This is a genomic window from Desulfuromonadales bacterium (assembly GCA_035620395.1).
GTDB lineage: Bacteria > Desulfobacterota > Desulfuromonadia > Desulfuromonadales > DASPGW01 > DASPGW01.
Genome location: DASPGW010000009.1, coordinates 1 through 12,875 on the forward strand (window position 1 = coordinate 1; position 12,875 = coordinate 12,875).

The following is a 12,875-nucleotide window of genomic DNA, read 5'->3' on the forward strand; positions in this document are numbered from 1 at the left end:
AAGAGCCTTCTTGAGCCTGGGAAATAGTCGAGCAGAAGCTGATGCCTGTATACTCCAAATGCTGTGGGTGAAGGAACGGCCATGAAAATCGACAAAGGCAAAAGCCTGTCAGCTGCCACCGAACTGCGCCGCCAGGCGGAAGAGCGGTTGCGGGCGAAGGCGGAGGATCTGCACCCACCACGGTCCGGGGCAGAGGCCCAGCGGCTCCTGCATGAACTCGAGGTCCACCAGATTGAGCTGGAGATGCAGAATGCCGAGCTGCGCCGAGGCCGGGAGGAGCTTGAGCTGTCGCGGAACAGGTATGCCGAACTCTATGACTTTGCTCCCGTCGGCTATTTCACTTTTGATGCACGCGGCTTGATCCGCGAGGTGAACCTTGCCGGCGCCCAACTGCTGGGGATAGAGAGGCGACGGCTGGTCAATAAACCCTTCAGCAGTTTTATTGCCGACGCAGACGGGAGGGCGCTCTTTTCCAGTCACCTCGAAGCGATTTCACAAAACCAGGGCATGCAGCAATGTGAAGTCGACTTGAAGAGAGAAGACGGACTCACACTCCATGCTCAGCTGCAGAGCCTGATGGCGGGAAATATCGACGACCAGGTCGACTATATTCATACCACGATCATCGACGTCACCGATCGCCGGCGGGCGGAAGACACGCTGCAAAAGGCCCATGGCGAACTGGAGCAGAAGGTAAAGGAACGGACGCAGGAGCTGGTCAGAACGAACGAACAGCTCCTGCGGGAGATCGAGGAGCGCAAGAGCACGGAAGCCGCGCTGCGGAGCGCGAATGCGGAAATCAAAGGGCTTTCGGATCGACTGCGGGCGGAGAACATCCACCTGCAGCAGGAGGTCGCCAGGGAAAACAACTTCGGCGAGATCATTGGTCAAAGTAATGCCATCTCGTACGTATTCTTCCGGGTCGAGCAGGTGGCGCCGCAGGATGCGACCGTGCTTCTCCTGGGCGAAACCGGCACCGGCAAGGGCATGATCGCCCGAGCCATCCACAGCCGCAGCGCCCGCAAGGACCGGCCGATGATCACGGTCAACTGCTCGTCGCTGCCGGCAAACCTCATCGAAAGCGAGCTCTTCGGGCGGGAAAAGGGGGCGTTCACCGGGGCCAATGCCCGGCAGATGGGACGCTTCGAGCTGGCCGACGGCGGCACCATATTCCTCGACGAAATCGGCGAAATGCCGCTGGAGCTGCAGTGCAAGCTGCTCAGGGTCCTTCAGGACGGCGAGTTCGAGCGGCTGGGCAACCCCCGCACCATCAAGGTCGATGTCCGGATCATCGCCGCCAGCAACCGCAATCTGGAGGAAGAGATCCGCGCCGGGCGGTTCCGGGAAGACCTGTTCTACCGGCTCAGTGTTTTCCCCATCACCATCCCGCCCCTGCGGCAGCGCAAGGAAGACATCCCGCTGCTCGTCCATTATTTTGTCGGCAAATACAACAAGAAAATCGGCAGGCAGATCGAGACCGTGGCAACGGAAACCCTGAGCGCCCTCCAGGAATACCACTGGCCAGGCAACGTGCGGGAGCTGGAAAATGTCATCGAGCGGGCGGTCATCACCAGCCAGGGGCCCGCGCTCCAGGTCCTGGACCGGTTCGATACCTTCCGGGATCCGGGAGGTGAGCAGGATATCAAAGCCCTCGCCGACCTGGAACGCGACCACATTCTCCAGGTGCTGCAGAAAACCGGTTGGCGCATCGAGGGGGAAAAAGGGGCGGCGACTATCCTTGGTCTCAATCCCAGTACTCTTCGCGCCCGAATGCGAAAATACGGACTCCGCCGTCACTAGCTGAAATCGTGTTTATTCAGTGTGTTGTGCAGTTCGACCGCATAAACCAAAATTATTTACTGAATATGCCATCAACGCTCACAGCAGCGACTGATTGAGATGCCCTGAAGAAATGGCCGCAAAGGGAGATTGGTTCCTCACTACAGGTCCTTTGCACAGGCTACCAGGTCACGAGCGCGTTGAATCAAATAAAGAATTAACTGAAGTGCTTGACCGTCGCGTTGAGTCGCAGCTTTACATTGTGGATTATATGCTATAATTGACAATCGTTTTTGCAGTGGAGGGTAAATGGCGCAGGGGGTGTCACCACGGGTACTGGTAACAGGCGGAACCGGCTTTGTGGGAAGTCATCTTGTCGAACGACTCCTCCGGAACGGCTATTCCGTTACTTGTCTGGTGAGAGATCTGCGGCATCTGCGCTGGCTTGCGGGCATGGAGGTGCAACTCACACAGGGCGACTGTACTCAGCCCGAATCACTCGCTGCCGCTGTCCAGGGCGTCTCGCTCGTATTCCATTGCGCCGGACTTACCAAAGCCATACATGCCCGCGACTATTACCGCGTGAACCACCTCGGCACGAAGAATCTTTTGGCTGCGTGCGCGCGCCACAATCCCGGCCTGGACAAATTCATACAGGTGTCCAGTCAGGCGGCGGCAGGTCCGAGCCTGGACGGGCGACCGGTGGACGACGGTAATGCTCCCCATCCCGTGTCCGATTACGGCAGGAGCAAACTGCTTGCCGAAGAGGAAGTGCGCGGCTACAAAGATCGGCTACCTGTGGTGATTCTCCGCCCGACGAGCGTCTATGGGCCGAGGGATGTGGACGTATTCGAACTGTTCCGCTGGTCCAGTCGCGGCCTGACTCTCGAGATGACCGGCGGCGACCGGTATCTCAATCTGTGCTACATCGAAGACCTCACAGCGGCGCTGCTGCTCTCGGCCGAACACAGGACGCAGAGCGGCAGCGCCTATTTTGTTGCGGAGAACAGGTCCTACTCGTGGTCGGAATTCAGGTCCCTGCTGCTCTCTACGGGCGGGGTGAAGGCGCGCGCGATCAAAATTCCTTACGGAGCAGCCTACCTGATCGGCCTCGTTTCCGAAATCGGCAGCCTGTTCACCAAAAGGCCGGCACTTGCGAACCGACAGAAGGTGCGGGAAGCCGTGCAGCGCTACTGGCTGTGCGACGTGAGCAAAATCGAAAATGACCTCTGCTTCCAGGCGGAGTATCCCCTCCAGAAAGGGCTGGAACTTACATGGCAGTGGTACAGAAAGAACCAATGGCTGTAGTCGAGGCACCGGATCCGCTGCCGGCTCTTGAGACAAAGGTGCCGGATTTATTTGACAAATGCCGGAAGTACACGACCGCCAAAGAGGTTATGGCCGCCGGGCTGTATCCCTATTTTCACGTTGTGGAATCCGAGCAGAACCCCGAGGTGATTGTCGAGGGCAGGAAAATGCTCATGCTCGGGTCGAACAATTATCTCGGGCTCACCAGCCATCCGCAGGTGAAAGAGGCGGCCATCGCGGCCGTGCAGCAGTATGGCAGTGGCTGCGCAGGATCTCGCTTTCTCAACGGAACTCTCGACATCCATGTGCAACTCGAGGAGAAGCTTGCCGCGTTTTTCCGCAAGGAGGCGGCGCTCACTTTTTCCTCGGGATATCAAACCAATCTCGGGATCATCTCATCCCTCGCCGGCAAGCACGACGTGGTCGTCATCGACAAGCAAGACCACGCCAGCATCATCGACGCCTGCAGGCTATCCTTTGCCGAGGTCAAAAAGTTCAGGCATGACGACATGGGAAGCCTCGAATACATTCTCAAGGAAAGCGCTAACCATGGCAAACTCGTGGTCGTGGATGGCGTCTACAGCATGGAAGGGGATATAGCGCCGCTCCCCGACATCGTCACGCTGTGCAGGAAATACGGGGCGCGGCTTATGGTGGACGACGCTCACGGCATCGGGGTGCTCGGCACGACCGGACGCGGAACGGTGGAACACTTCGGGCTGGAGCAGGAAGTCGACCTCATCATGGGCACCTACAGCAAGTCCCTGGCTTCCATCGGCGGCTTCGTCGCGGCCAGCGAAGAGGTGATTCATTACATGAAGCACACCTCGCGGCCTCTCATGTTCTCCGCCAGCCCGCCGCCTGCGTCGGTAGCGTCCGTCGTCGCGGCGCTGGATATCCTCGACCGGGAACCGGAGCGGCGGGAGCGGCTCTGGCACAGCACGAACAAGATGATGCAGGCCTTCAAACAGATGGGCTACGATACGGGCAATGCCGAAACGCCCATCATTCCGCTCGTCATCGGTGAGATGGAGCGAACGTTCCTGATGTGGAAGACCTTGTATGACGCCGGGGTGTTCGTGAACCCCGTCATCCCGCCGGCGACGACGCCCGGCAGATGCCTCATCCGCACGAGCTACATGGCAACCCATACCGACGAGATGCTCGACCGGGCGCTCGACATGATCGAGAAGGCCGGCAGAGAACTCGGCGTTATCCCTTAGCCGATCGATGGGTGGGACAGTGGACATCGAAGAGGTCAACGGCACGGCCGGCATGCACGAATTCATCCGCTTCCCGTGGAAAGTGTACCAGGGCAACCCCAACTGGGTACCGCCGCTCAGGAACGAAGTAGAATCCCTCCTGAGCGAAAAGAGGAACCCTTTTTTCCAGCACGCCGAAGCCGCCTGTTTCCTCGCGCGCAAGAACGGAGAAACAGTCGGCAGGATCGCCGCGATAATCGACCGCAACCACATCCAATACCATAATGAGCGAACCGGATTTTTCGGTTTCTTCGAATGCCTTGCCGATTGTGCCGTCGCCCGGGAACTTCTGGATACGGCGGCGAAATGGCTCAAAGCGCGCGATATCGAGATCATGCGGGGCCCGATGAACCCGTCGACCAACTACGAGTGCGGGTTTCTTCTCGAAGGCTTCGATTCCCCGCCGATGGTCATGATGACCTACACGCCGGCATACTACCTCGACTACATGGAGCGCTGCGGCCTGACCACGGCGCGCAACCTCTACGCCTACATAACCGTCATCCGGGACGTCGCGGCGGGGGGCAGGCTGGAGAGGCTGGCAGCGGCCGTCAAGGCGCGCGTCCCGGGGCTCACCGTGCGACCGGCGAACATGCGGCAGTTCCCGCGAGAGGTGGAAGCGGTAAAAGAGGTATACAACTCCGCCTGGAACCATAACTGGGGCTTTGTGCCCATGACCGACGCGGAGACCGTGGCCCTGGCGAAAAGGCTCAAACCTCTCATCGTGCCGGAACTGATGATCATGGCCGAAGTCAACGGGAAGCCAGCGGCGTTCTTCGTTGCCGTGCCGGATTACAACCAGGTCCTGGGGAAGCTGAACGGCGCGCTCGGGCCCGTGGAGATCGCGAAATTCCTGTGGTATTCCCGGAAGATCAACGCCATCCGCGTGATGGCCATGGGCGTGTCGGCGGAGTTTCGAAAAAAGGGGCTCGAGGGCCTGCTTTATCTCGAATCCTTCAAGGCGGCCGTGAAGAAAGGTTACGAGCGGGCGGAGTTTTCGTGGATTCTCGAGGACAACATCCTGATGCAGCGCGGCTGTGAGCTCATGGGCGGCAAGCTCTACAAAAAATACCGTATCTATGAAAAGAAAATTTCATGAATCGTCCTGGCAGGAAGTTTTATCGTCTCGCGGGCGGCCTGGGGCTGATTTTTTCATCGCCCGGATAGCCGGTTCCATTGCGAGCAGTCGCTGCAGGCCCGCTGCCAGCGCTATGGTCAAACCCGTCAAGGCGATCCCCGCAATCACGTCGATGACGTAGTGATAGCGAAGATAGACCGTCGAGATGAGCAGTCCCGTTACCACTGGAACAAAAACCGCAAAAAGCTTTTTCTCCCGTTCTTTCCATGCGTAATAAAGGCACATGAGCGAAACGGCTGTATGGCCGCTCGGAAAGGCGTCAGTCTTGTTTTTTTCGAGAGCGTTCAGAGCCCCCTGAATGGTTTCAATCAACGGGTACAACTGCAGGTCCCCGGTCTGCAGGTGGCTGAGAGTAAAGCGGGGGCCGATAGCCGGGACGAGCAGATAGCCGACGTAGGAGAGATAGAAGCAGAGCAGGATGCCGAACAGGACCTCTTCGAACGCCCCGAACCTGCCCTTGGCAATGAGCACGACTCCGAGCGAGAGGGGGATGAAATAGTAACTGATATAGGCGAACTGGAGGAGAGCCGAAAGAGTCGGCCTGATCCACCGTTCCATCCAGACCGTCGGGTGAACGCCGAACATCGAATGATCGACGGCGATAAGGAAGTCATCGAAGGTCGTCGCATGAATGCTGGCGATGAGCTCCCCCAGACTGTTGAAAACAATGGAGACCGTCATCACCGTGATGACAACGGAAAGGTAGAACCCCTTCTTTGCCGTACCCACCCGGGTGCGATACGCGGCAGCCGCCAGGACCGCAACGACCAACGCCGCGTAGGTTGCAAAAAGTCCGGCCCACGCCGGGTTCGCCGGCGCGGAGAAAACCGCAAGGCCGGAGAGCATGGCAAGAAAAAAAATCGTCAGCAGATCGGAGGGTCTCAGGACAGGTTGCATAGTGGTTGATATTTACACTCCCTTCGGCGAAATTGCAATTGCATCATCCATTCCCGGGGACTTCCTGTCTTCGGCATTCCCAAGTCCGGCAGACACCTGAAATTGGGTTAACATATCGCTGGGAAGGATTATGGCCGGAATAGAGATTATTGCTGTGGAAGGGAGATCGGCCTTAAAGGACTTCATTGACCTGCCATGGAGTATCTATGCTGCATACCCCAGGTGGATTCCTCCCCTGAAGAAAGAGGTTCGCCGAATACTGGACCCCCACAGCCACCCTTTCTGGGAGTTTTCCGAGCGCATCCTTTTTCTGGCCCGACGCGGTTCGGAGACGGTGGGCAGAATCGCCGGCATCATCGATCGCCATTCTAACCAGGTTCACAACGAAAAGATGGGCGTCTGGGGATTTTTCGAATGCGCTGACGATCCGGAGGCTGCGGCAGCGCTCTTCGCTTCCGTAGAGACGTGGGTTCGCCAGAAAGGGATGGCCTTCCTGCGAGGGCCGCTCAGCCCTTCGATGAATTACGAGTCGGGATTGCTCATCGAGGGCTTCGATTATCCGCCGGTTGTGGGGATGGCATATAACCCGCCGTATTACCTGCAGCTGGTCGAGTCGTGCGGCTTCACCAAGGAGAAGGACCTGCTGGCCTTCCTGATCGATGGCGAGTACAGGCTGCCGGACTGGATGGAGCGACTTGCTGAACGGACCGCGCAAAAAAAGGGCGTCCGCATCAGGCAAGTCGATCCGAAGCGTTTGGATGCCGAATTCGCCCTGATCAGGGAAATCTACAATGACTCCTGGTCCGGCAACTGGGGGTTCGTGCCTCTGACCGCTAACGAGATGCGGGGCATCCAGAAAAGCGTGCAGCCCTTTGCCGACCCGGAGCTGGTGTTCTTCATGTATTATGATGATGAACCGGCGGCGGTGTGCGTGATCTTTCCTGACGTCAACCCGCTGCTCAAACGCCTCAACGGTCGGATCGGCCTGTCGGGTCTGCTCAAGGCGCTCCTCTATCGGCGGGAAATCAAGGGACTAAGGTTGCTGATGTTCGGGATCAAGGAGAAATATCGACAGCTTGGGCTCCCCATGCTGGCCTTCCACCATATCTATGCGGTTGCCAGGGAAAACAAGAACTATCGGAATCTGGAAATGGGCTGGACCCTGGAGGATAACGAATCGATCAACGCTCTGATCGAGGAAGCAGGCGCCAAAAGATACAAGAAATATCGAATTCTCAGAAAACCCCTATGAAGAGAAAAACCGCCGAGGAAGAGGGCCAAGGGGCTCTGCTCACCGTGATGCGGTGGCTCGCGGGGGTTGCAATCAAATGCTCCCGCCGCAAGCCCAGGCTCTTCGCGCCGGCACAACCCGATGGCTGGAGTGCGCAGCCGATCGCGATCGGGCGCCGCTTTGCCCCCGATGCCGACCTCGATCCCGCCACCGGGATCCCCGTGGGCGACGCGGGCTATTACCTCTATATCCTGAATGAAGCGGCCAACTGGGACTACAGCACGACGGACTCGCTGCTCTTCTCCATCTGGCAGCGTCCATGGGGGCACAGCTGGCTCATCCTGGAAAGTCCCGAGGGGCGCCTGGAATTCGGCCATACCGGTGACCTGGGGCAAGTAAAGCCGCGGTATCATGCCGGCGCGTTTCAGCGAATTCGCGAGGGCCATTCCGATCCGATCGCGTACTTGTGGCAGACGAGGTCTGATGGCAGATTCCAGACCGGCCAGCCCAATCGCCCCCCCACGTTCGTCTGGCGGATGCCGATTACCCGCCGTCGGCATCAACGGATCCATGAATCAGTGCTGCAGCGGACATACGACCAGTTCGGCTTGCGGACCGACAACTGCACCGATATGGTGGTGGCGACGGCGGCGCTGGCAGGCATCCACCTGACCCACCGCATCCGCCTCACCGGGCCGCAGGAAGTGAAGATTTGGGGCCGCAAACGGCGGATTTGGACGGATCCCCAATACCGCATACTGGATTACAGTACGCCCGACGTGCTGGAAACGGACCTGCGCCATTTGGCCCAATTGGGAATCGGCAGCGATGTGACCGAATGGTACCTGGCTTCGCAGTGGCGACGATCGCGCAGAGACGTGGGCGTATCGAGTGACACCGAACCAATGGGCGAATTGTCATGAACAGGAGTAAGAATGGTTTTGCAGCTCAGTTCTGACCTGGCGGCCGAGCATCGGGTTTCCCTCATCGCTTTCGTCTGGCGGCCGCAGGAGATCACCCCGGCGCTGCTGCAAATGGCCCAGCGAACCGGGAGCCGAGCCATCTTCGATTTTTCCATGACTGATGTGGACGAGCTACGCTCTTGTTTGCGAATGGCGGACCCGGCCGGCCACGTCAGGGATATCAAGATTTCGTTCCCTGCCTTCCTTGACTCAGCCTTGGAGCCGTTACTGAGGGAAACCGGGGTGCAAAACATTTGGGTCGAGTGCCACCCCCTGTTCATGCAAGGCAATCCTCTCCTCTTTCTCCAGAGATTGCGGGAACTATCGGCCACCTGCCGTTGCTTTCCAATCACGGGCGACATCGATTTCCTGGCCGCATTGATCAAGGAGAACCCGGGCGTCGGGCGCATCGTCCTGAAGGGCTGCGAAGCCTCCGGATTCGTCGGCGCCGAGACGACCACGGCTCTCTATTCGATGCTCATGGCGATGCTGCCCGCACCGGCAAAGTCCCTCGACATCCTCCTCTGGGGAGGCGTCGCCACCCCCGAAGCGGCCGCGGCATTTCTGGCGACCGGAGCGGCCGGGATCGTTTTCGAGAGCCTCCACTGGCTGACCGACAGGGTTGCCATCGACGAGGTTCAGCGCCAGCGGCTTGCCAGGCTCCGCCTGGATTCTACTGATTTGGTCGGCGTGAACCTGCAGGTTCCCTGTCGCCTTTTCAACAAGGGAAACTCGCTGGCGTTCAAGGAGATCAGGTCTTTCGAAGACTCGCTGTTCGGAGCAAAGGACCGGGGGGAAAGCCGCCGCGCCTTCGTAAGCCAGGTGCAGTCCAGGTCCCTTCACCCCCTGGAGAGCCAGTTCGGTCCGGACGAAGTCGTTCCTCTGGGTGTGGAGGCAGCCTTCGCCGCATCGTTCGTCGAGCGTTTCGGCGTCGGAACCGAGGCGGCCGTGCAAGCCTTCATGGAGGAAATCCGCCGCCTGTGCCGCCAGGCTGAGACAAAAAAGGATGGCTTTCTCGACAGCCCGGCAGCTGCAGAGATGGGAACCCGCTACCCCTTTGTCCAGGGCGCCATGTCCTGGATCACCGATATCCCGGAGTTTGCCGCACGCGTCGCCGATGCCGGTGGCTTGCCCACCATCGCCCTTGGCCTGATGGACGCCGAGACCCTCGACCGGAAGCTGGGACGCCTGCCGGAGACCATGGGCGGGCGCCCTTATGCCCTGAATGTCGTCACTTTGGCGGAAAACCCGTTCCGGGAGATCCATCTGGCCTGGATCAAGAAGCAGAGACCGCGCTTTGTCGTGATCGCAGGGGGCGATCTCTCCCATATAAGAGAACTGATCGAATGCGGTCTGGAGGTCATTTACATCGCGCCTGATGCTGCGCTGTTGCGGCTCGCCCTTGAGGCGGGCGCGAAATACGTGGTCTGCGAGGGGTATGAAGCCGGCGGCCACGTCGGGCAGCATAGCACGCTCACCCTGGCGCAAATGGTGCTGGAGCTCAAGCGTCGCACGCCCTCCCTGTTCCAAAGCTGCCGGGTGATTCTTGCCGGGGGTATTTTCAATCGGCAGACCGCATTCATCGCCGCCATGCTCGGCGCCGACGCCATCCAGATGGGCACCGCCTACCTGGCCACCCGGGAGATCGTTGAAACGGGGGCCCTGACGGCCCTCTATCAACGGTTGGTCCTGGAATCGCCGCCGGGAGGTACCGTCGTTTCAGGCAAGGAAACCGGACTTCGGGTGCGGTCCCTGCGGACCCCGAGAACGGAAACGGTTCTATCCCTGGAGAGGGATTTTGCCGCGGATGACCAGGGCGAAGCCGTTTTCCGGACGCGGATGGAGGAAATGACGGCGAGGAGCCTGTTCATCGCGGCCCGCGGCATGGACAGGTCGGGCAAGACGCCTCTGGATGAGCAGACGTGCCTGGAACGCGGGCAGTTCATGAGCGGGTCCTGCGCCGCCCCCATCCGTACGATCAGCAGCCTGCAGGCTTTGCACCGCGAGCTGGTCGAAGGGCCGCTCCTGCTTCAGCAGCCCGTTGTCGGGGAACTCGGGGCCGGCGGGGAACCTTCAGCCGCGACGCCGCTGTCCATGGAAAAACCCTCTCCCACGGTCGGCTATGGACAACAGCGCGTCGCTCCCCCCGGGTACGCGCAGGACAGGATTGCCATCACCGGGATGAGCATCATCAATGCCCTGGGAAAGAGTCCGGAGGACGTCTGGGCCGCCAGCCTGGCCATGCAGAGCGGGATTACGCTGGTGCCGCCGTCCCGGTGGGATCACAGCCATTTTTATGATCCCCGGCCGCAGGTATCGGACCGGACCTACTGCAACGTCGGTGCCTTCCTGGATTTTCAAGTCTCCCGCACTGAACTCGGAATTCCGCCCCAGGATTTCCGCTCCATGACCTCCGCCACCAAACTCACCCTCTGGCTGGCGGACAAGGCGCTCCGGGCTTCCGGCCTCCTGGAGTCGGGCATCCCCCGCGAACGTATCGCCGTCATCATTGCCCAGAACTCGGGAGAGGCGGCGGGGACGCTCAACAGCACCATCATCAGGGCCTACGTACGCGACATCCTCGCCGCCATCAAAAGGGCCGTACCCCTGACGCCGGAGCAGGAGCGCGCCATCGAACAGGAGGTGAAGTCCGGGCGCATGGCCCCGGACGACACGACATTGCTGGGCAGACTCAACTGTGCTGCCCCCGGCTTCATCTGCAACCGGTACGGGTTCAAGGGACCCAGCTTTGCCGTATCCGCGGCCTGCTCGAGCTCACTGGTCGCCCTTTACAACGCCATGCAGATGATCCGCAACGGCATCATCGACGCTGCCGTCGTTGGTGGGGGCGAAGAGGATCTCACCCACCTGCATTATCTGGAGTTCGCCGCCGTCGGCGCCCTCTACGGGTTGTCCGGACGGGAGAGGCCCGCGCCCCAGACCTCCCGCCCCTTCGATGCGCAAAGAGACGGGCTGGTCCTTGGCGAAGGCGGCGGCATGCTCGTCATCGAACGGGAAAACCTGGCGCGCGCCAGAGGGGCGCGCATCGAGGCTATCGTCACCGGCATGGGCGCGAGCAACAGCTGGCTGGGCATGGTCGAATCCGCCAGTGTCACTCAGGAGCTCGCCATTCGCGCCTCGTTCCAGGGGCTGCCCTACGGACCCGATGCCGTGGACCTGGTGGAATGCCATGCCACGAGCACCCGGCAAGGCGACGTGCAGGAGGTTCGTGCCCTGAAGACCTTCTTCAAGCCTTCCAAACGCACGGTGCTCACGTCGCTCAAATCCCAGATCGGGCACACGCTGGGCGCCTCGGGCATCAACAACCTGATTCGCGGAACCATGGCCATGCAGGCCGGGGTTTTTCCCGCTACCCTCAACTATGAACATCCAGACCCCGAAATGGGCCTGCCGGGATCGGGTCTGCTCATCAACACCGAGCCCTTTGCCTGGAAATGCCGGGGCAACCAGCCAAGAAGGCTTCAGGTCAACGCCTTCGGCTTTGGCGGTTCCAACTACGTGGTCCAGGTGGAGCAGGCCATGGATGCCACGGATACGGTCATGGTCTGCCCGAACCAGGCGTCCAGCCTTGCTGCGGCGCCGGGCATCGACCCGGCACCGGTTCAGGGCATCTCCTTCTTCCGGACCGAACTGGACGGCAGCGACTACCGCCTGGCGGTTGTGGCAGAGTCTGCGAGCGAGGCGCTCACGCGCAGCGAAAGGTCGCTCTCGCAGGCCGAAGCCGGCAGCGGCTCGCCCAAGGCGTTGCGCTCCCTGGCGCAGCAGGGGATTTTCCTGCGCCGCGAAGATGCGCCGGTCCTGCCGCTCGCCTTCGTCTTTCCCGGGCAGGGATCACAGTATGCAGGAATGGGACAGGAGCTCTACGAGTCCTTTCCCGTCATCAAGGAATGGCTGGACCGGGCGGCAGCGGCAGCGGACTTCGACCTCCTTCACCTCATGTTCCACGATCGCGAGGAGAATCTACAGAAGACCCGGTGGCAGCAACCTGCCCTGTTCGCCATGGAACACGCCATGGCCCGGCAGCTCATCAGCCTTGGGATACAGCCGGTTGCGATGGCCGGCCACAGTTTGGGCGAGTTGACCGCCTTGTGCCTGGCCGGGGTCTTTTCCGTGGAGGACGGGTTCCGCATTGTGAACCAGAGGGCCATCTGCATGGACAAGGCCGCTGTCGCCAACGTCGACCCCGGCGTCATGGCGGCCACGGACGCCCCTCTGGAATTGCTGCAGGAGATGCTCCAGGGACGGGACGCACTCCATATCAGCAATATCAATTCACC

At 60.2% G+C, this 12,875-nt stretch carries 8 protein-coding genes; 7 read left to right on the forward strand and 1 reads right to left on the reverse strand.

The window, feature by feature from the left end; all coding sequences use genetic code 11:
• Positions 1-81: 81 nt before the first annotated feature.
• The 4 genes from VD811_00405 (at position 82) to VD811_00420 (ending at position 5,448) form a co-directional block, all read left to right on the forward strand.
• A complete protein-coding gene (locus tag VD811_00405; protein ID HXV19431.1) occupies positions 82-1,800 on the forward strand; it encodes a sigma 54-interacting transcriptional regulator in 1,719 nt (572 codons plus the stop codon).
• Between the two features lie 288 nt (positions 1,801-2,088).
• Positions 2,089-3,087: an NAD-dependent epimerase/dehydratase family protein gene (locus VD811_00410; protein HXV19432.1), complete on the forward strand. Its 999-nt coding sequence runs from the start codon at positions 2,089-2,091 to the stop codon at positions 3,085-3,087.
• An 89-nt stretch (positions 3,088-3,176) separates the two neighbouring features.
• Positions 3,177-4,310, forward strand: a complete 1,134-nt coding sequence (locus VD811_00415; protein HXV19433.1) for a pyridoxal phosphate-dependent aminotransferase family protein — start codon at positions 3,177-3,179, stop codon at positions 4,308-4,310.
• A gap of 19 nt (positions 4,311-4,329) precedes the next feature.
• On the forward strand, positions 4,330-5,448 hold the full coding sequence (locus VD811_00420; protein HXV19434.1) for a hypothetical protein: 1,119 nt from the start codon (positions 4,330-4,332) through the stop codon (positions 5,446-5,448).
• Here VD811_00420 and VD811_00425 read toward each other — a convergent pair.
• Complete coding sequence (locus VD811_00425; protein ID HXV19435.1) at positions 5,443-6,384, reverse strand: phosphatase PAP2 family protein; 942 nt, start codon at positions 6,382-6,384, stop codon at positions 5,443-5,445. The two genes, VD811_00420 and VD811_00425, sit on opposite strands and share 6 nt — an antisense overlap.
• Before the next feature lie 334 nt (positions 6,385-6,718).
• Here VD811_00425 and VD811_00430 point away from each other — a divergent pair, with 334 nt between their 5' ends.
• The 3 genes from VD811_00430 to VD811_00440 form a co-directional block, all read left to right on the forward strand.
• Positions 6,719-7,636, forward strand: coding sequence for a hypothetical protein (locus tag VD811_00430; GenBank protein HXV19436.1), 918 nt, complete (start codon positions 6,719-6,721; stop codon positions 7,634-7,636).
• Positions 7,633-8,538, forward strand: a complete 906-nt coding sequence (locus VD811_00435; GenBank protein HXV19437.1) for a hypothetical protein — start codon at positions 7,633-7,635, stop codon at positions 8,536-8,538. Before VD811_00430 ends, VD811_00435 begins: the two co-directional genes overlap by 4 nt.
• Positions 8,539-8,550: 12 nt before the next feature.
• The coding region (locus VD811_00440; protein ID HXV19438.1) for a beta-ketoacyl synthase N-terminal-like domain-containing protein at positions 8,551-12,875 on the forward strand (4,325 nt) is incomplete at its 3' end.